The 19,299-nt window shown below is 69.1% G+C and carries 19 protein-coding genes; 7 read left to right on the forward strand and 12 right to left on the reverse strand.

Translation table 11 applies throughout. The features are described from left to right. Nucleotides 1–6: 6 nt before the first annotated feature. Nucleotides 7–1,578, reverse strand: coding sequence for an FAD-dependent monooxygenase (locus AC5RW2_RS01350; protein WP_494073516.1), 1,572 nt, complete (start codon nt 1,576–1,578; stop codon nt 7–9). A gap of 175 nt (nt 1,579–1,753) precedes the next feature. Between AC5RW2_RS01350 and AC5RW2_RS01355 the strand changes: the two genes are divergently transcribed. The 4 genes from AC5RW2_RS01355 (at nt 1,754) to galK (ending at nt 6,303) form a co-directional block, all read left to right on the forward strand. Continuing rightward, nucleotides 1,754–3,265 (forward strand): SulP family inorganic anion transporter, encoded by a 1,512-nt coding sequence (locus AC5RW2_RS01355; RefSeq protein WP_494073517.1) that lies wholly within the window; start codon nt 1,754–1,756, stop codon nt 3,263–3,265. A 200-nt stretch (nt 3,266–3,465) separates the two neighbouring features. Next, nucleotides 3,466–3,843, forward strand: coding sequence for a TraR/DksA family transcriptional regulator (locus tag AC5RW2_RS01360; protein WP_494001568.1), 378 nt, complete (start codon nt 3,466–3,468; stop codon nt 3,841–3,843). A gap of 76 nt (nt 3,844–3,919) precedes the next feature. Then, nucleotides 3,920–5,101 (forward strand): galactose-1-phosphate uridylyltransferase, encoded by a 1,182-nt coding sequence (galT, locus tag AC5RW2_RS01365; RefSeq protein WP_494014574.1) that lies wholly within the window; start codon nt 3,920–3,922, stop codon nt 5,099–5,101. Then, nucleotides 5,098–6,303 carry a galactokinase gene (gene galK, locus AC5RW2_RS01370; protein WP_494073518.1) on the forward strand — a complete coding sequence of 402 codons (1,206 nt, stop codon included), beginning with the start codon at nt 5,098–5,100 and terminating at the stop codon, nt 6,301–6,303. The genes galT and galK overlap by 4 nt, the downstream gene beginning before the upstream one ends. An 8-nt stretch (nt 6,304–6,311) precedes the next feature. Here the strand turns inward: galK and AC5RW2_RS01375 are convergent, their stop codons facing one another. Beyond that, nucleotides 6,312–6,947 (reverse strand): prepilin peptidase, encoded by a 636-nt coding sequence (locus AC5RW2_RS01375; RefSeq protein ID WP_494014469.1) that lies wholly within the window; start codon nt 6,945–6,947, stop codon nt 6,312–6,314. A 209-nt stretch (nt 6,948–7,156) separates the two neighbouring features. Here AC5RW2_RS01375 and AC5RW2_RS01380 point away from each other — a divergent pair, with 209 nt between their 5' ends. Then, nucleotides 7,157–7,927 (forward strand): response regulator transcription factor, encoded by a 771-nt coding sequence (locus AC5RW2_RS01380; RefSeq protein WP_494014468.1) that lies wholly within the window; start codon nt 7,157–7,159, stop codon nt 7,925–7,927. On the opposite strand, the gene AC5RW2_RS01385 is transcribed toward AC5RW2_RS01380, so the two are convergent. From AC5RW2_RS01385 to AC5RW2_RS01430, 10 genes are all read right to left on the reverse strand, one after another. Further along, nucleotides 7,878–8,309, reverse strand: coding sequence for an Hpt domain-containing protein (locus tag AC5RW2_RS01385; RefSeq protein ID WP_494073519.1), 432 nt, complete (start codon nt 8,307–8,309; stop codon nt 7,878–7,880). The genes AC5RW2_RS01380 and AC5RW2_RS01385 overlap by 50 nt on opposite strands. A gap of 178 nt (nt 8,310–8,487) precedes the next feature. Continuing rightward, nucleotides 8,488–9,369, reverse strand: a complete 882-nt coding sequence (locus tag AC5RW2_RS01390) for a type II secretion system F family protein (protein WP_494073520.1) — start codon at nt 9,367–9,369, stop codon at nt 8,488–8,490. Nucleotides 9,370–9,400: 31 nt separating this feature from the next. After that, the gene (locus AC5RW2_RS01395; protein ID WP_494073521.1) at nt 9,401–10,336 is read right to left on the reverse strand and encodes a type II secretion system F family protein; all 936 of its coding nucleotides are present in this window, start codon (nt 10,334–10,336) and stop codon (nt 9,401–9,403) included. After that, nucleotides 10,333–11,895, reverse strand: coding sequence for a TadA family conjugal transfer-associated ATPase (locus tag AC5RW2_RS01400; RefSeq protein WP_494073522.1), 1,563 nt, complete (start codon nt 11,893–11,895; stop codon nt 10,333–10,335). Before AC5RW2_RS01400 ends, AC5RW2_RS01395 begins: the two co-directional genes overlap by 4 nt. A gap of 2 nt (nt 11,896–11,897) precedes the next feature. Further along, a complete protein-coding gene (locus tag AC5RW2_RS01405; RefSeq protein ID WP_494073523.1) occupies nt 11,898–13,091 on the reverse strand; it encodes a CpaE/TadZ family protein in 1,194 nt (397 codons plus the stop codon). Further along, complete coding sequence (gene cpaB / locus AC5RW2_RS01410) at nt 13,088–13,807, reverse strand: Flp pilus assembly protein CpaB (RefSeq protein ID WP_494073524.1); 720 nt, start codon at nt 13,805–13,807, stop codon at nt 13,088–13,090. Before cpaB ends, AC5RW2_RS01405 begins: the two co-directional genes overlap by 4 nt. A gap of 11 nt (nt 13,808–13,818) precedes the next feature. Then, nucleotides 13,819–14,844: a pilus assembly protein TadG-related protein gene (locus AC5RW2_RS01415; RefSeq protein ID WP_494073525.1), complete on the reverse strand. Its 1,026-nt coding sequence runs from the start codon at nt 14,842–14,844 to the stop codon at nt 13,819–13,821. Continuing rightward, nucleotides 14,832–15,236 carry a TadE/TadG family type IV pilus assembly protein gene (locus AC5RW2_RS01420; RefSeq protein WP_494073526.1) on the reverse strand — a complete coding sequence of 135 codons (405 nt, stop codon included), beginning with the start codon at nt 15,234–15,236 and terminating at the stop codon, nt 14,832–14,834. The genes AC5RW2_RS01415 and AC5RW2_RS01420 overlap by 13 nt, the downstream gene beginning before the upstream one ends. A gap of 90 nt (nt 15,237–15,326) precedes the next feature. Continuing rightward, on the reverse strand, nt 15,327–15,554 hold the full coding sequence (locus tag AC5RW2_RS01425; RefSeq protein WP_494073527.1) for a Flp family type IVb pilin: 228 nt from the start codon (nt 15,552–15,554) through the stop codon (nt 15,327–15,329). 514 nt (nt 15,555–16,068) lie between these two features. Beyond that, on the reverse strand, nt 16,069–16,818 hold the full coding sequence (locus AC5RW2_RS01430) for a TetR/AcrR family transcriptional regulator C-terminal domain-containing protein (protein WP_494073528.1): 750 nt from the start codon (nt 16,816–16,818) through the stop codon (nt 16,069–16,071). A gap of 156 nt (nt 16,819–16,974) precedes the next feature. Here AC5RW2_RS01430 and AC5RW2_RS01435 point away from each other — a divergent pair, with 156 nt between their 5' ends. After that, on the forward strand, nt 16,975–18,372 hold the full coding sequence (locus AC5RW2_RS01435) for a flavin monoamine oxidase family protein (protein ID WP_494073529.1): 1,398 nt from the start codon (nt 16,975–16,977) through the stop codon (nt 18,370–18,372). A 2-nt stretch (nt 18,373–18,374) separates the two neighbouring features. Next, nucleotides 18,375–19,298, forward strand: coding sequence for a universal stress protein (locus AC5RW2_RS01440; RefSeq protein WP_494073530.1), 924 nt, complete (start codon nt 18,375–18,377; stop codon nt 19,296–19,298). Nucleotide 19,299: the final 1 nt, after the last annotated feature.

Raw genomic sequence — 19,299 nt, forward strand, 5'->3', positions numbered from 1 at the left:
GTTGGCTTACACCTTGGCGGAACGGCGTCCCCGCCGCAGCGCCTGGGTAAACGTGGCCACGGCATGGCTGGGCAGGGACTGCGCCGCCACGAACCCGTCGGGGCGCACCAGATACAGCTGGTCCGGATCGAGCTTCTTGTTCCCGTTGCGCGGCAGCACGTGCATCGGCAGCCCCAGCGATGCCTCCACATGATTGACGACGACGGCGCCCGGGTCGCCGTACGAGTGCACCTGCCACTGAAGGCTGCGCAGGACGTCGAAGTTGCTGCCGGTGTACGGCAGCCGCCGTCCCACGACGCGGCCCCGCCGACCGCGGGCCGCTTCCTTGGCGCCCGGGGCCATCCAGTAATGGATCCGGGTCTGCGATAGATAACCGAACACTCGGGAGGCACCGGAGGACCGCGGCACCACCCGCGCCGCCACGGGAATGAGGAACGGCAGCACCGACCTCCGGGCGGCGAGCGCCCACGGCGCCGTCGACGTGATGAAGGCGAACACCCGGTCCGTGCTTTGCAGCAGCCGCACCGCCACCGGCCGCCGTTCGGCCTCGTATCGGTCCAGGTAGGAGTCCGCGGCCCGGCCGGCGAGGACATCGGCGAACTTAAAGGCCAGGTTGTGGGCGTCCTGCAGGCCGGTGTTCATGCCCTGCGCACCGACGGGGGAATGGACGTGGGCCGCATCCCCGGCGAGGAAGACCGGGCCGTCGCGGAACCGGGCGGCGATCCGGTGATGCACGCGGTAGGTGGAGAACCAGTTCGAGGCGCCGTAGCGGACGCCGAACTTCTGAACCAGGCGCTCCCGGAGGGACTCCTCGGAGACGTCCGCCCCGCCGTCGTCGTCCCGCCCCTGGAAGCCGCCTTCGGGATCACGGACCACGCCGATCAGCCGGAGGTGGTCCGGGCCGCTCATGGGAAAGGCCAGCAGGAACTCGTCCACGCCCGCGCGGATATTGACCACGTCGCCGAAGAGGCCCCGGACCTCGGTGGCGTCGTTGACAAAGAAGGTGTGCGGACTGGTGGAGCCTTCAAACCCGATGCCGCGGCTGGTCCGCACGGTCGACGAGGCGCCGTCCGTTCCCACGCAGTAGCGGGCGCGGACCGTCGCCTTGCCAGCCGGGCCGGTCAGCTGCGCCGTGACGGGGTGGTCCGGGTGGCTGCCGCCCGCGACGTCTAGGGCGGAAACGCGGCACTCCCACAGCACCTCGCCGCCGAGCGCGTGCAGGTTCTTGAGCAGCAGCTCCTCGTTCTTGCTTTGTTCGTAGAACATGATGCCCGGGAAGGGCGTGATCCCGCGGCCCATCCGGCCCAGCGGGACCCTGCCGCGCGGCTTCGTGCCGAACCCGATGACCACCGCTTCGGCGAGGACGCCTTCGGCCATGACGGTGTCGGCGACGCCCAGCTGGTCGTAGATTTCCATGCTGCGCGCCTGCACCCCGAGGGCCCGGGATTCCCTCGTGGGGCCCGACTTGCCGTCCGCGATGATGTGGTCGACGCCCAGCTTCGCCAGCCAGTTGGCGAGCATCAGCCCGGTGGGACCTGCCCCGACAATCAGCACATCGGTTTGGAGTTCGGCTGCCATGGCGGTACCTCCTCCTCCGAGGTTACCGCTGGCCCGGGAACAGCGGCAGGGGGCATCGGCAGGGATCGGCGCGGGCAGCGGTGATCGGCGGGCATCGCGGAAGCAACGGCCGGGCCGGACCGGGGGGCGCCGGTAGAATTGGCCGGTATCCCCGCACGATGATCGGAGCCCCGTAGTGTCCATCGCGACCGCCCGTCCTGAGCTGACTCCCGAGGAGCGCCAGTCCGTGCTGCGCACCCTCAAGTCGCCGCGGCTGCTGAAGACGGAAGTGCTCGGCGGGTTGGTGGTCGCGCTGGCCCTGATCCCCGAGGCCATCGCGTTTTCCATCATCGCCGGGGTGGACCCGCGCGTCGGGCTGTTCGCCTCCTTCACCATGGCTGTCTCGATCGCGTTCCTGGGCGGCCGCCCGGCGATGATCTCAGCTGCCACCGGCGCGGTGGCGCTGGTGATTGCCCCGCTGGTGGAAAGCCACGGCCTCGACTACCTGGTGGCGGCGGTCATCCTGGCCGGCGTGTTCCAGGTGCTGCTGGCGGTGCTTGGCGTCGCCAAGCTGATGCGGTTCATTCCGCGGCAGGTGATGGTGGGGTTCGTCAACGCGCTGGCCATCCTGATCTTCATGGCGCAGGTGCCTGAACTGCTGGGCGTTCCGTGGCTGGTGTACCCGCTGACCGCGCTGGCGCTGGCGATTGTTTTCGGTCTTCCGAAGCTGACCAACGCGGTTCCCGCGCCCTTGGTCGCCATCGTGGTGCTGACGCTGATCACGGTGTTCGCCTCGGTTGCGGTGCCGACCGTGGGCGACAAGGGCGAGCTGCCGGACAGCCTGCCCGCGTTGTTCTTCCCGGCAGTACCGCTGACCCTGGAAACCCTGAAGGTTATCTTCCCGTATGCCTTGGCGATGGCGTTCGTGGGGCTGCTCGAATCGCTGATGACGGCCAAGCTGGTCGACGACGTCACGGACACCCGCTCCAACAAGACCCGCGAGTCCTGGGGCCAGGGCGCCGCGAACATCATCACCGGCTTCTTCGGGGGCATGGGCGGCTGCGCGATGATCGGCCAGACCATGATCAACGTGAAGGCCTCCGGAGCCCGCACCCGCCTCTCCACCTTCCTCGCCGGCCTGTTCCTGCTCATCCTCGTGGTGGTTCTCGGCGACATCGTGGCGCTGATCCCGATGGCGGCCCTGGTGGCCGTGATGGTCTTCGTGTCCTGGGCGACGTTCGACTGGCACAGCATCAAACCCTCGACCCTGAAGATGATGCCGAAGAGCGAGACCGCGGTCATGCTCGTCACCGTCATCGCCACCGTCGCCACGAACAACCTGGCCATCGGCGTCGGGCTCGGCGTGCTGACCGCCATGGTGCTGTTCGCCAACCGGGTATCGCACCTGGTGACCGTCGAGCGGACGGTGCTGGAACTGAACGGCGAGGAGACAGCCACCTACGTGGTCGACGGCGAGCTCTTCTTCGCGTCCTCGAACGACCTCTACACCCAGTTCCAGTACGCACTGGACCCGGACAAGGTCATCATCGACATGCACGCCTCGCACCTGTGGGACGCCTCGACCGTGGCGGCACTGGACGCGATCACCGAGAAGTACCGCGCCCACGGCAAGGACGTGCGGATCATCGGGCTGAACTCGGCCAGTGTGGCCATGCGGGAGCGGATGGCCGGCAAGCTCAACGGCTGACCGGCTGAACGGCTGAGCGGCTGACCCGGCACGGCCCGGCTGACCGGCTGACCCGGCCCGGCCGCCACCGCCTGACCTGACCGCGGCCGCGGCGGGGAGCGTCCCGTGACAGGCGTCCACCCCATGTACCGCGGCAACGGCGTATTCTAGGGGCACGCTGGTCCGGACCTGCCGGACCGTCCGGCCGACGGGAGGCACAGATGAGCGAGAGCTTGACCCACGACGACGTGGAGCACTTCGCCGCGCTGCTGGACGCCCGCGAGGCGTCGGACCGCGCCCAGGTGGAGCGCCTCACGGTCGACATTGCCGAGGTCACCGCGGCGACCCGGGACGTCCCGGCCGACGACGAACACGACCCCGAGGGCTCCACGGCCACGCTGGAACGCGCGCGCGAAGTGGCGCTGCTGGCCAGCACGGAAAAGGCGCTCGCGGACATCGCCGCCGCCCGGGCCCGGCTCGCGGCCGGCACCTACGGGACGTGCGCCTCGTGCGGCAACCCCATCCCGCGCGAACGTCTGGAGATCCGGCCGGAAGCACAATTTTGCGTGACCTGTGCGGCGAAGCGGCGCCGTGCCTGAGCGAAGCACCGTGGATCATGCCCAGCCCGGGGCCGGCACCGCCGTCGTTGTTCCGGAAGGCGCCCCCGTCACCGCGGTGACCGCGACCCGTTTGGCGGACGGCCGGGAGTTGCTTTTTTTCGACGACGGCGCGCGGCCGGTTCCGCGGGATTCGCGGGACACTCGGGACCTGCCGGAACGGCCGCCGGTGGGGGAGCTGCGCTACGACGTGCTGACGGGGGAGTGGGTGGCGCTGGCCGCGCACCGGCAGACCCGCACCTACCTGCCGCCGGCGGACGCGTGCCCGCTGTGCCCGAGCACGCCGGACTACGCCTCCGAAATCCCGGCGGCCGACTATGACGTGGCCGTGTTCGAGAACCGGTTTCCGTCGCTCGGGCCGGACCTGCTGGCAACGCCCGAGGACCCGGAGTGGGGCCGCGCCTACACCGCCGGCGGGCGCTGCGAGGTGGTCTCCTTCACCTCGGCGCACACCGGTTCGTTCGCCGGGCTGGACACCCGCCGCGTGCGCACCGTGATCGACGCGTGGGCGCACCGGACCGCGGCGCTCAGCGCGACGGACGGGATTGCCCAGGTCTTCTGCTTCGAAAACCGCGGCGCCCAGATCGGCGTGACGCTGCACCATCCGCACGGTCAGATCTACGCCTACTCCTACCTGCCCCCGCGCGGGGCGGTCATGGCGGCGGCGGCCCGGAAACACTTCGAGGCCACCGGCGGGCGGCAGACGCTGACCGGGGCGGTGCTCGGCCATGAGCGCTCCGACGGCTCCCGGATGGTTCTCGAAGGCGAACACTTCAGCGCCTACGTGCCGTTCGCCGCGCGCTGGCCGCTGGAGGTGCACCTGGTGCCGCACCGGCAGATCGCGGATCTCGCCGGGCTCACGGGCGCGGAGCGGGACGAACTGGCGGTGCTGTACCCGCAGCTGCTGGGCCGGTTCGACGCGCTCTACGACAGCCCGACCCCGTACATCGCCGCCTGGCACCAGGCGCCGGTCGCCCGGGCGCTGCGGGAAGCGGGCTACCTGCACCTGCAGCTGACCTCGCCGCGACGGGCCGCCGACAAGCTGAAGTACCTGGCGGGCTCCGAGGCAGCGATGGGCGCCTTCATCAACGACACCTTGCCGGAGCAGGTGGCCGCCGCGCTGCGGGAGGCGGATCCTGGCCGCATACCGGGTGCCGGCAGCGGCGGCCCGGGCGGGACACGCGCGGCGGACGAAGGGACTCGGGCCGCCGGCGGGGGCGCCGGCGGGGAGGCCCCGTGACCGCCGAAGCTTTGGCCGCACGCACCGCCGACGCCTTCGCCGCACGGTTCGGGCGCCGCCCGGACGGGGTCTGGGCGGGACCGGGACGGGCCAATCTGATCGGCGAACACACCGATTACAACGGCGGCTTCGTGCTGCCGTTCGCCATCGACAAGATCACGACGGCGGCGCTCGCCGTGCGCGGCGACCGCACCGTTCGGGTGGCCTCGGCGCTGCCGGGCGCCGAGGCGGTGGAGATCGGGCTGGACGATCTTGGCCCCGGCGCCGTTTCCGGTTGGTCGGCGTACCCGCTGGGCGTGGCCTGGGCGCTGGGGCAGGCGGGGGTACGCCTGCCCGGCTTCGACCTGCTGGTGGATTCGGACGTTCCGGTCGGCGCCGGCTTGTCCTCGTCCGCCGCGCTGGAATGCGCGGTAGCCCTCGGCCTGGCCGAACTGGTGGGAGGGCGGCGGGCGGATGCGGGGCCGGATAGGGCGGGGCCGGAGCTCGCGGGATTGGATCGGGCCGGGCTGGCTGCCGCCGGACGGCGCGCGGAGAACGAGGTGGTCGGCGCGCCCACCGGCATCATGGACCAGTACGCTTCCCTGTTCGGGGCGGCCGGGTCCGCGGTGTTTCTGGACTGCCGCAGCGAAGCCGTGGAACTGGTGCCGCTGGACCTCGAGGCTGCGGGCCTGGCCTGCCTGGTCATGGACACCAAGGTTTCGCACGCCCATGCCACCGGCGACTATGCCAGCCGCCGCGACTCCTGCAACCGGGCCGCGGAAGCCCTGGGCGTGCCGCTGCTGCGCGACGTACCGCTCGACCGGCTGCCGGAAGCTCAACGGCTGCTCGACGATGAGACCTTCCGCCGCGCCCGGCATATCGTTACCGAGAACGCGCGCGTGGTGGAGACCGTGGAATTGCTGCGCTCCGAGGGGCCCGCGGCCGTCGGCCGGTTGCTGGACGCCAGCCACGCTTCCATGCGCGATGACTTCGAAATTTCCTGTCCGGAGCTGGACCTGGCTGTAGAGACCGCTCAGGCGAACGGCGCCCTGGGCGCCCGCATGACCGGCGGGGGATTCGGCGGTTCCGCCGTCGCCCTGGTCCCGGCAAACGAGGTGGATGCGGTGCGGGATGCGGTCTTGCGGGCGTTCGCTTCGCGCGGCTTCCGGCAACCGGAAATGTTCACCGTCACTTCCGCGGACGCTGCCCGCCGGCTGTTGTAAGCCCGGGGCTATCCGGGCAGCGGGCCGGCCAGCGCGACCACGAGCGTGGCGGTGATCATGGACGGGCCAAATGGGATGTCCGAATCCCGCTTAAGCACGCGGGCCAGCATGAGCAGGACAATGGCCGCCGCGTTTAGCAGGAACGCCCCCAGCAGCACGGCCACCCAGGCCGCTACGCCGTCGTAGCCGGCATACAGGCCCACGACGGCAGCAAGCTTCACGTCTCCCATGCCGATGCCGCCGGGCTTGATTAAAGCCGCCAGCAGGTAGAAGGCAAACATCGCCAGCGAGCCGAGCAGCCCGGCCATGACCGGCTGCCACGCGGAGCCCGTCAAGGCAGGCAGGAGCAGCAGCGCCACTGCCGTCCCCAGGAACGGAAGGACCACGCGATTCGGCAGCAACTTATGCCGCAGGTCAATCGCGGCCAGCAGCACGCCCAGGACGGCGAGAAGGCCGAAGGCGGGAAGCTCTGCGGCTTCCCGGGCCGGAGCCAGGAGGCCGCAGAGGATGCCCGTTGCGGCCGCCATCGGCCAGCGCCACGCGGCAGGAAGTACCGTGCGGTCCTCCCGGTGGGCGAGTGCAAAGACGCACCAGCCGGCTAGGGCTCCGAGCGCGGCAAGCAGGACCGGTAACAGCAAAGTCACCGGACCCGCTCACAGGCCATAGCCCTTGTTCCTTCGGGTCCCTCAACTCCGTAGATCGTTGGTCACCCTTTCATCACATCACTGCCCGACATAGGCTCATAGTAGGAAGAATCGATTAACCTCTAGGAGTATCAGAGTTCCGGGCTTCTGCAGAGGCCCGGATGGCCTTCGGGCAGCCCGACGCGGACCGTGCAGGGAGGAGATGCAGAATGAGTGACCCGGGTGCGGCCGTAGTGATCGAAGACGACGTGGACATCCGCAATCTCGTGAGCGCCGTCCTCCTGCAATCAGGATTCGACGTACAGGCGGCCGCGAGCGGGCGGGAAGGGATCCATGCCGTGCGGCAACGGATCACCACCGTCGTCACCTTGGACATCTCGCTGCCGGACATCGACGGCTTCGAAGTGCTCCGGAGGATCCGTCAGTTCAGCAACTGCTACATCGTGATGCTCACCAGCAGGAACGAAGAACTCGACACGCTCACGGCGTTGCAGCTTGGGGCAGACGATTATATGACCAAACCGTTCCGTCCCCGCGAGCTGCGGGCCAGGATCCATGCGATGATGCGCCGGCCCCGCACTCCTCATCCGCTGGAAGCCACCCCGGCCAACGCACCGCCGCTGCCGTCGGCCCCGCCCGCCGACAGCAGAATCCTCGAGCACAATGGGCTCGTCCTCGATTCCGATCGGCGTACGGCGTCGCGCGAGGGTGAGGAATTGCGGCTGACCAGGAGCGAGTTCAACGTGCTCCAGGAGATGCTGCGCAGTTCGGGGGCGGTCCGCTCGAAGGCGGAGCTGGTCAAGGTAGTGCGCGGGGACTATTACCCCGAGGACGCCTACATCAGCGAAGCCGATGAGCGGGCGATCGAAGTCCATGTGGGCAATCTGCGGCGCAAACTGAAGGAAGATCCGCACCGCCCGCGCTGGCTCGTTACGGTGCGGGGAATCGGTTATCGGCTGGCTCCGGAGCGCTCGGTATAGCGGGTGCTCCCGGCTCGGCCCTCATGCCCTGCATTTCGCTCACCGTGGCCGCACCGCACTGCTGGATGAGACCAAGCAGGGCGGCTGCCTCTGCGAAATCCGCCGCACGAATATGAGCCTCCACCTCGCCGGCCAGCCAGGCCAGTCGGCTGGCACCCACCATCATCGAGGCGGTCTTCAGGCTGAGGGCTGCGTCCAAGGAATCGGTCCGGTCCTGGCTGTCCAACGCGGTCTCCAGGCAGCTAAACCGATCCGGCCATGCCTCGGAAAAGTCCTGGACCAAGCCGCGGGCGATGCCGTGGTCGGCCAAACCGTCGCCGAGGTCCTCCACTACCGCGCGGTCAACCAGCGGCAGGACGTGGTGCTGGTCAGCGGCCATCATGGCAGGCGCCGCACGCGGCGGGTCCCGGCCGGGGCCGGCCCGGTCGGTGCACAGTGGGTGGATGGGATGGGCATGGTTCGAGACTACTTTCCGATGTCGGGCGGGTCTGCCGGTTTTCCGGTTTCTTTGGCTAATGTTGCGGGATTGCTGAGGTTGCCGACGTGCCTGCCGGTCCTCGTCAGCCGCCCAGGGTGGCGATGATGTTCAGTGCCGCAGGGCCGAGCAGCGCGATAAAAAGCACCGGAAGAATGCAGAACATCAGCGGGAAGACTACCTTGACTGGGATCTGCATGGCCTTTTCCTCGGCGCGCTGGCGCCGCTTGACGCGCATTTCGGCCGCCTGCGTGCGGAGCACGCCGGAGACGGAAACGCCGTAGGCGTCCGCCTGGATGACGGCGCGAACGAACTGCTGCAGGTCCTTCGAGGTGGTCCTGCCGGCCAGCGAGTCGTAGGCCTCGCGGCGCGAGCGGCCCACCTGCATGTCCTGCAGGACGCGGATCAGTTCGGCGGCGAGCGGACCGGAACCGTTCGCTCCTACCCGGGCGACCGCCGCGTCAAAGCCCAGGCCGGCCTCCACGGCGATGGTCATTTGGTCCAACGTGTCCGGCAGTTCCTCGCCGATCGTTGCTTGGCGTTTCTGGCCCGCGCTGTGCAGCAGAAGGTCAGGGAGGCAGTAGGCGACGACGGCGATGACGATCGCCAGCAGGACGCTGGGCCCCGCGGATGCGGCGGCCACGTACAGGAGCCCGACCACAATGCCTGCCACGGCAAGGACGATCTTGGCAGCCATGAGCCGCTTCAGCGGCCAGGCCTCGGGACGTCCGGCCAGCGCCAGCTGGCGTTCCAAGCGCTGGGCAAAGGTTGCCGGCGTGAACCGGGTGGCCAGCGCCTCGAACCGGCGCCTGCGGGCGCGTTTGACCGCGCGCGGCCCGGCCAGGCCACGGGACAAATTGGCCCGGATGGCCTCGTGCTGGGGATGCTTGCCGCCCAGCAGGGACCAGGCAAACAGCGGGAGCGACAGCACCAGGGCTGCGGCAGCCACCATGACAGTCAGCGGCATCGGCGGACTCCTTTACTTACGGTGCTGAACTTTAGAACTTGAAGCTGACGACTTTGCGCATCCACAGCCCGCCCGCGACGAGCAGGGCTCCGGCCACGAACAGCAGGGAGAAACCGAGCGGGCTCTGGGTGAAACTGTCCAGATAGCCGGGGCTGGACACGAACAGGAACGCGCTGAGTCCAAAGGGCAGGACCATCAGGACCAGGGCGGAGATCCGTCCTTCGGCGCTGAGCGCCTTGACCTGGCCCCGGATCTGGGAGCGTTCCCTGATCGTCTGGCCCACCTGGTCCAGGACTTCGGCCAGGTTGCCACCCACTTCCCGGTGGATGTCTATGGCCTGGGCGACCCAGTGAAAGTCTTCGCTGCCCATCCTGTCGGCGGTATCGTGCAGCGATTCGCCGAGGTCTCGGCCCAGCCGCGTTTCGTTGACCACCCGCCGCAGCTCTTCGGACGTCGGTGCCGCCGATTCGGCGGAGACCGCGTCCACGGCGCGCAGCAGGCTGTGGCCGGCACGCAGTCCGCTGGCCAGCAGCTGGAGCGTGTCGTCGAGCTGGTCAGCGAAGGCCGTCCGGCGCCGGCCGGCGCGGAAGACCAGGACCCCTTTGGCGACGGCCGGGGCCGCAACGGCCAGGAGCAAGCCGGCGGCGGGTCCCGCGAGCATAATTCCGAGGGCCGCGCCGACCGCGGCGCCGGACAAAACCAGGACCACCAGTTCGGCGGGGGTGAGCCTCAGCCCGGCGGCTTCGAGGGCGCCAGCCATCGCCGGGGCTTCCCGGCGGCGGGCCAGGAGCCGTTCGATGGCAGCGGTGGAACGGGCGGCCACGTCACTGAGCCGGGAGCCCTGTTCCGGGGCGCCACGGCGGGCCGGCGAAAGCCTCAGGGACCGCGTGCCGAAGGCGGCCGACACCAGCAGGGCCAGCGAGCCGTAGCAAAACAGCATCCCTACAACCAGGACCGCCGGGGTCATCGCGTCGCCGCCTGGGGGCGCAACGGGCCGGCGGCCGGCTCGAAGATGTCGGCCGGCAGGTCGATGCCCAGTTCCCGGAACCGGTCGGTAAACCGGGGACGAACCCCGGTAGGCATGGGTTTGCCCAGGAACCTGCCGCTGCCATCCACACCGGCACTGTAGTCGAAGACAAAGGCGTCCTGCAGCGTCACGATGTCGCCTTCCATGCCCTGTACCTCGGTCACATGCGTGACCCGGCGGGTACCGTCGCGCAGGCGGGTCAACTGAACGATGACGTCCACCGCGGAGGCGATCTGTTCCCGGATCGCGCGCAGGGGCAGGTCCATCCCGGCCATCAGCACCAGGGTCTCCAGGCGCGCGATGGCGTCCCGGGGGGAGTTCGAATGCACCGTGGACAGCGATCCGTCGTGCCCGGTGTTCATGGCCTGGAGCATGTCCAGTGTTTCTCCGCCGCGGACCTCGCCCACCACGATCCGGTCCGGGCGCATGCGCAGCGAGTTGCGGACGAGGTCGCGGATGGTGATCGCGCCCTTGCCCTCGATGTTGCTCGGGCGGCTTTCCAGCCGGACCACGTGGTCCTGCTGCAGCTGCAGTTCCACGGCGTCTTCGATGGTGACGATGCGTTCGCCGGCCGGAATGAAGGAGGAGAGCACGTTGAGCAGCGTGGTCTTTCCGGTGCCGGTGCCGCCGGAGACGATGATGTTCAGCCGTGACCGGACGCAGGCGTCCAACAACGCGGCCATCTCCGGGGAGAGCGTGCCGAAACCAATAAGGTCCTGGACCTGGAAAGGGTCGGCGGCGAACTTCCGGATGGTCAGGGAAGACCCGTTGACCGCCAGCGGCGGGATGACCGCATTCACACGCGAGCCGTCGGCCAAACGTGCGTCAACGAGCGGCGACGATTCGTCGATCCGGCGGCCGACCCTGGACACGATGCGTTCAATGACCCGGCGCAGCTGGTCCTCGGACAGGAAGCGGGCCGAACTGCGCGAGAGCTTGCCCTTGTGCTCCACGTAGATCATGTCGGGTCCGTTCACCATGATTTCGGAGACGTCCGGATCCTCCAGCAGCGGCTGCAGCGGACCGTAGCCGAGCACGTCGTCGCTGACCTCACGGATCAGGCGCTGGCGCTCCAGGTGGCTGAGCGAATTCTCTTCTTCCTCCACCACCTTGGCAAGCTCCTGCTGCACCACGAGATGCAGCTTGTCCTCGTCCAGGGAAGCATCCAGCAGGCGTGATCCCATGCGTTCGAAGAGGACCGCGCTCGCACGTTCCTTCATCTTGGACAGGGCATCCTGCGCCGGGGGAGGGGCGGCGGGGGGAGCCGTGCGGCCGGCAGCGGCAGGCTGCGCCGCGGCCACGGTGGACGAGGCAGTCACCGGCGTCGCCGCAGTCGCAGTCGCAGTCGCCGTCGTCGTCGTCGCCGGAGCAGCGGATGCGGAAGCAGCCGGTGCCGGCGCGGTGGTGGCGGTTGCAGCAGGCGCGGCGGCATGGCCACGGGCGGGGGGAGCTGTCGGGGCGGTGCCGTGCACTGCCTGAAGCCGTTGGGCAAGGTTCATGGCTATCCTCTTCGGTGACGACCGCGGCGCTTGAGCAGGCCGGCCGGGGCGGGGGCAAAGTGGTCCACCACCTTGTGCAAGGCGCGGGCCGCAGGATCGCGCGGGGCGCTTTCGAGCACCGGCACGCCTTGGTTGGTGGAAATCCGGACCGCGCGGGTGTCCGGGATGACGTCGTCGACTTTGCACCCGAGGGTGGTCTCCGCGTCGCGGCGGGTGAGACCGTCGCGCGGATCCGCCCCGTTCAACACGATGTGGCGGGTGAGCGGTTCCATGCCCAGCTCGCGCAGGATTTCTAGCTCCTTTCGGAGTCCGCGGATGCTGGGAACGTCCATGCCGCCCACGAAGATATAGTCCGTGGCGCGATCCAGTGCGGCCAGCGTGTGCTCCGACAGCCCCGGGGACGTATCGATGATGACGTGCGCGTACTGCGCGGCCAACTGGTCCAGCAGCAGCGATACCTGCTCGCCGGTGACCTGGTCGGCATCGGCCGGCGACGGCGGCGCGCACAACGCATACAGCCCGCTGGGGTGCCGGGCCAGGAAAGACTTGAGCACAATGCTGTCCTTCTGTGCGTGCGGCTGCACGGCGTCGACCAGGGAATATTCCGGCTCCAGGCAGAGCGCGCTGGCCACGTCGCCGAACTGCAGGTCCAGGTCGACGATGACGGTCTGCTGCTCCGGGGCGGCAGCCAGCCCGACGGCGAGGTTGGTCGCCACCGTGGTCTTCCCGGCGCCGCCCTTGGGGGAGACGACGGCGACGACGCGGCCGTGGGCGGACTGGCCATCGGACGAGGGAACGCTGTGCCGCCGGTGGCTGGCGCTGCGTACCGCGCGGTGCAGCAGTGCGGCCATATCGCGGACATCGGCGTGGGGAGCCACGACGTCGCGGATGCCGGCACGCATGGCGGCCAGCACGACGTCGGGGCTCGGCGCCGCGACCAGCAGCACCGAAACCTCGGGCCGCTGCGACTCGAATTCGGCCGCCAGGGCCAACGCCTGACCGGTGGCCAGACCGGGGCCAAGCACCACGGCATCCAGGAGCTGCGGGTTGGACAGCACGGCGAAGACATCGTTGGGTTCGGTGGGGAGGCCCGCGCCGTCCCACAGCTGGGTATGGCCGGCCAGGGAACCTACCGCGGCGGCGGCGAAACGTTGTTCGAAGTCGGCGTCGGTGCCCACCAGTACGTAGCGGCTCATTTGTAGACCTCGTCGCTGTCCACCAGGCGCGTTCCCTTTTCGCTGGCGTCGGCCGGTTCCTTCGAGAGCCAGGTGCGGGCGTACTCCTGGGCATACACGATCTTTTCGGCGTCCGGTGCCATGACCGCCAGGGTGACCAGCACGTTGTTGGCGGGGACGGTGGCGTCGCCGGACTCGGCGGCAACCGCCACGCCCTGGACCCGGGTAACCAGGACCTTATGCAGCTCCAAGTGTGTGACGTGTGCGGTATTTCCGGGGCCGTCTTCCAGCGAGATGAAGACGCCGACGGTGTCGCCGGCCTGCAACTGCCCGCCCACAACGCGGGCAGGGTCCAGGGAGATGGAGAGTTCTTGCATGCCCTTCGGGACGGCCACGGTTCCCGGTTCCTGCAGGTCCGCGGGCGGGGCAAAGCGGGCGGCCAGCAGCTGTTCGCCGGCGAGCAGGTCGACGGTGGCGACCTGTCCGGCCAGCTTCTGCACGTCCGTTACCACTCCGGCCGCCGCGACCTTGGCCGGAACGAGCTCAGCCGCAACGTACGCGCCGAGCTCTTCGGCGGACGTGCCGGCCGGCACATTCTTTGCGACCACCAGGACCTCCACCGTCTCGGTGCCGGCCAAGGCACGCTGGTCGGCGCTGCCGATGTAGGCGAGGACCATCATGGTTCCGACGACGGCCATCAGCAGGGCCGCTATGGCCCCGACAATTCTCTTTTTCACCGACGGTGCTCCTAATGGACAAGCGTGACGAGGGAGGCACCGAAGGTGTTGTTGGCGCCGCCGAAGATGAAGTCTTGTTCGCCGGCGTCGAGCGTCACGAACGTTTCGAACTCGCCGATGAGTCCCCGGCAGCTGCCGGTGCACTGCACCGAGGCCGGGCTGAGGTTGTTATGGGACGTGCTGCTGAAATTCCAGCCGGCGACCTTGAAGGCCGCGAACCCGATGATGTGGTACCAGCCACTCGTCCCCTGGCCACCGACCTTGTCGTACAGCGGCAACAGGACGGTGGTGCCGGCAATCTGATTCAGCATGTTGGTCTGCTTGCAGGCGGACGGCACGTCGTTGCCGGTATCGCTGGCGACTTCAGGATCAATGGGGAAGCCCGGAAGGCCGGTCGCGCCGAGGTTGATTTTGGCCTGGCACGGGCGGGCCGGATCTTGCTTCAGCCAGCCGAAGCCTCCAGGAATCGTGTAGGCCGAACCGGTGCTGCCCGGCACCGTCGAGCTGGAACATCCAGCGTTTGTCAGCCCGTTCGGGTTGAATTCCACCCGCTGCAGGCCGCCGTCGAGCATGCCCAGGAACTGGCAGTAGGAGATCGCGATGGGGAGGACGGATGTGCCGGCGACGGGAGCTCCCCAGCGGGCACGGGATTCGGTGGTGATGGAGGCGGAGTCGTCCAGGCCGAGGATCGGCGCGAAGTGTTGGGCCAGGAAGTGGCCGTCGGAAGACCGCGTGGTGGTGGTGACCGTGGCGGTGGCGGTGGCGGGGTCCAGTTGGACGTTGGCGTTGGCCAGGCCGTCGTTCGCGTTCTGGTTGGCGAGCGACGTGGCGAGGGCCGTGAAGTCCGCATCGCAGTGGCCTGCCGCGCAGTTCTGGGCGACGGCCAGCGCGCCGGCGTCGGCGCCGTTCTTCAGTTGGGCGCGCTCGAAGTACAGGGCCCCGATGTCAAGGACGACCGCGGCCATGCCGAGCAGGACCACCATGAAAAGGGCGGTGGTGACGGCGGTGGCGCCGCGTTCGTCGCTCAGACGCTGCACTGCATGACTCCTTTGCCGGTCAATGTGATGCTGGCCCCGAAGAGGCCGGATAGAAAAGCCATGGGGTAGGCCACGGTGACGGTGGCGACCGATCCCGGAGCACAGACACCGGTGGCACTGGGGGAAACGGCGACGGTGACCTGCTCCGGTGCAATCCGCGGGTTTAGCGCCGGGGCCGAGGCGATCACTGCCGCCCGGGAGTCCGCCGCGCTGGACGCCGTACCGTTGATGGTCATGACGCGCGCGCCGTCCCGTGCAGCTGCGGTGAGCTGCATCTGGGCGTTGTAGACGCGTCCGAACTCGACGATCCCCAGCAGCAGCAACAACAGAACGGGCAAGACCAGGGCGAACTCGACGGCTGCCGCTCCGCGTTCCGATGTCAGGCGCTTCATGTGTTGCTCTTTCACGGTTCGGTGGCTGGGACGGGAGCGAACGGTGCCGCCGTCCCAGCCACCCAGGAGGTGGATTTGGTCGAACCGAGATTAGCCGCCGGCCGGAGCGGTGCCCTTTACGATGCCCAGCTGGCCGCCCAGGCCGCTGAAGAACGTGCTGAGCTGCGGGCCGAAGATGGTCAGGCCGGTGATCATGACGATGGCGATGAGGCCCACCATGAGGGCGTATTCGACGGCGGTGGCGCCGGTCTCCTCGCGCTGGAGGCGGTTCTTCACGGTGAAACCGAGGGTCTGAAGGGTGGCGATGATGGAAAGCATGAGAACTCCTGTGCGATTGAATCGCTGGCACTCTGGCCAGCGGCCGGCTGGCACCTCGCCAGCTCTTCAAGAAAATTAGCAAGCCGAAAGCCCCGAAACGGCCGGCTTTTGCCTATCCTGCGGCAGCTGCCGGGGAATGCTTCCCTGCATGGGTAAACGGTGCACTTTCCCTGCGGCTTAATGGTTTTTCCTGCGGAAAGGGGGGGGGCACATAAGACGTTGCTTCCGCCCGCTCGGAAGACTCGCTTCCGCTCGTCGAAAGGACCGCGCTGCCCGCCGCCGTGCCCCGCTGCCGGCTCCCGCCCCCTGCCGGCTCCCGCAGGCCAACTATCCCCACACACCATCGACTATTCGGATGACGCCCTTTTCGGGCACGGAAGGGGCGTTATCTGACTTCTCGATCGTGGGCCGAGGGGGGCAGGGGGGGGGGCAGGCGGAGCAGGCGCGCCGGGAATGAGGCTGGCGTGCCGGGGCACGTAGAGCGGGCGCGCAGGGGGTGCAGCGCCGCGCCGGGTCAGGCGGAGCGGGCCGCCTTGAGCTGCATCTCCAGGCCGGCGATCAGCGCCTCGAGGCCCAGCCGGAAGGCCGCATCCGCAGCCGAGCCCGCGGGGCCGGCATCCTGCGACCGCACGGCGGAGGTGAAGGCCGGGTTGGCCGCGGCGAGCTCGCCCGATTCGAAGATGTCCGCCGGCGCGGTCACGTCGAAGGCCGACCCGAAGATGAAGGACTCCAGGGCCACGATCGCCGGCACGACCTGCGGCTCCGGCCAGCCGGCCTTCAGGAAGCCGGCGGTGACGGCCTCGTACATGGCCAGCGTGTGCGGTGCGCCGGTGACGGGCAGCACCGCGATGACGGGAATCAGCGGGGCGTGGTGGGTGAAGGCGTCGCGGTAGGACCACGCCCAGCGGCGCACCGCGTCCGCCCACTCCAAGTCGGAAAACACGCTCACGTCCACGCCGGCCATCACGTGGTCCTGAAGGAGCAGCAGCACGTCGTGCTTCGACGCCACGTGGTTGTAGAGCGCGGAGGGGGCCACCCCGAGGGTGCGCGCCAGGGCCGACATGGTGAGCCCCTCGTAGCCGCGCGATTCGATCAGGCCGAGCGCCGCCGTCGTCATCAGTTCCTTGGACAGCAGTTTCTGCACGGGGCGTCCGGCGGGGCGGTTCCCGTTCCGGACGGAGGCGTCCTCGCCGGCTGGGCGTGCTGTTACCACGGGCTCCCTCTTCCCTCGTGCGGGCCGCGGCGGTGCGGCCTGTAGGGCCATCCTACGCAACGCTTTCCGAACGTCCGTGGAGGCACCGGTTTCCAAAACGCTGTGGCACGGGTTACAGTGTTGACGCTAAATGAATGTCGTTCATTTAGCGGGCGGGGCCAGGCACCAAGCGGCCGGACCGCCACGGCACGAATGGGAGTGAACACAGTGAGCAAGTTGAAGCGGGACGTAGTAGTCATCGGCGCCGGGCCCTCCGGGCTGACCGCGGCCCGGGACCTGAAGCGGGCGGGCATGTCCGTGGCCGTGTTGGAGGCGCGTGACCGCGTGGGCGGCCGCACCTGGACCGACGTGGTGGACGGAGCCATGCTCGAAATCGGCGGACAGTGGGTCTCACCGGACCAGACGGCCCTGCTGGAGCTGCTCGACGAGCTGGGGCTCGAGACTTACAGCCGCTACCGCGACGGCGAGAGCATCTACCTGGACCCCACGGGCGAAGCCAAGCGCTACACCGGCGCCATGTTCCCGGTCAGCGCCTCCACGGAGTCCGAGATGAACCGGCTGATCGGGCTGCTGGACGCCCTGGCCGGCGAGGTCGGCGCCGACGAACCGTGGGCCCACCCCAAGGCCCGCGAGTTGGACACCATCTCCTTCGACCAGTGGCTGCGCCAGCAGTCCGCGGACGAGGAAGCCTGCAACAACATCGGCCTGTTCGTGGCCGGCGGCATGCTGACCAAGCCGGCGCACTCGTTCTCGGTGCTGCAGGCGGTGCTGATGGCCGCGTCCGCCGGCTCGTTCAGCAACCTGGTCGACGACGAATTCATCCTGGACAAGCGCGTGGTGGGCGGCATGCAGGAGGTCTCCGTGCGCCTGGCCGCCGAACTGGGCGACGACGTCGTGCTCAACGCACCCGTGCGCGCGCTGCGCTGGAACGACGACGGCGTGACCGCCACCGCGGACGGCGTCACCGTGGAGGCCCGCTACGCCGTGATGGCCGTGCCGCCGAACCTGTATTCGCGTGTCTCCTACGACCCGCCGCTGCCGCGCCGGCAGCACCAGATGCACCAGCACCAGTCCCTGGGCCTGGTGATCAAGGTCCACGCAGTCTACGAAACGCCGTTCTGGCGGGCCGACGGCCTCTCGGGAACGTGCTTCGGCGCCAACTCGGTGGTCCAGGAGGTGTACGACAACACCAACCACGGCGACTCGCGCGGCACCCTGGTCGGCTTCGTGAGCGATGAGAAGGCAGACGCGATGTTCGAACTCAGCGCGGGGGAGCGCAAGGCCGCGATCCTCTCCGCAATCGCCGACTACCTGGGCCCGGCCGCGCTGGCCCCGGTGGTGTACTACGAGTCGGACTGGGGGTCAGAGGAATGGACCCGCGGCGCCTACGCCTCCAGTTACGATCTGGGCGGTCTGTCCCGCTACGGCAAGGACCAGTCGACCCCGGTCGGACCGATCCATTGGTCCTGTTCCGATCTGGCCGCCGCCGGCTACCAGCACGTGGACGGCGCAGTGCGGATGGGCCGCGCGACCGCCGCCCGCATCCTCGCGGGACACACGGCCGACGCCGGTGAGCTCGTCCCTGCTGCCGGCCGGGAGGGCTAGGCATGCGGCGTTATGTTGTTGCCTACACCGCCACGGACAGCGGACGCGAGGCGGTCAACCTCGCGACGGCGCTGGCCCGCCGGCAGGGCGGCAGCCTCGACCTGGTCATGGTGCTGCCCGAATCCTCGCCCTACTCGGGCGCCTATCCGCGGCCCGAATCGGGCTTCGGCGGGATCCTCTCCGACCAGATCCGGCAGTGGCTGGCCGAGGGACTGGACCTGGTGCCCGACGACGTTCCGGCCCGCGCCCATGTTCGCCCGGCCGACTCCAACGCCGAGGGCCTGATTGCCGCCGCCGAGGAATTCGGCGCGGCGCTGATCGTGATCGGTGCCGGGCGCAACAGTGTTTTCCGCCGCTTCAGCGTCGGCACCGTCGCCAGCGGACTGCTCCACGCGTCCACGGTCCCCGTGGCATTGGCGCCGCGCGGCTACCGGCGCACCGACTCCGTCTCGCGGATCACGGTGGGCATCGGCAACCGGCCCGGGGCGGACGAGGTCATGCAGGTCGCCTTGAACGCCGGCCACCAGCGGGGCCTGGACCTGCGACTGCTCTCGCTGGTGCCGCTGGATTCCTCCGACGCGGACGCGGTATCCCGCGCCGAAACCCACGTGAAGGAACGGCTGGCAGAGGCAGAAGTGGTGCTGCCCGGCCGGGTGACCGCCGGCGTCGCCGAGGGCCGCTCGATCGAAGACGCCATCGACGCGCTGGAGTGGGACGACGGCGAAGTGATGCTGATCGGCTCCAGCCGGCTGGCGCCGCACAACCGCATGTTCCTCGGGGCGACGGCCAGCAAGGTGCTGCGCGCGCTGCCGGTGCCCATGGTGGTGGTCCCGCGCGGCTACCTGGGCGCCCCACAACTTACCGAAGATCCCGGCGAGCCCACGGGGCCTGAAGATTCCGACGGCGCCGGCCGCAAGGAGGCATGAC

Source organism: Arthrobacter sp. B0316-1-20 (assembly GCF_059091865.1).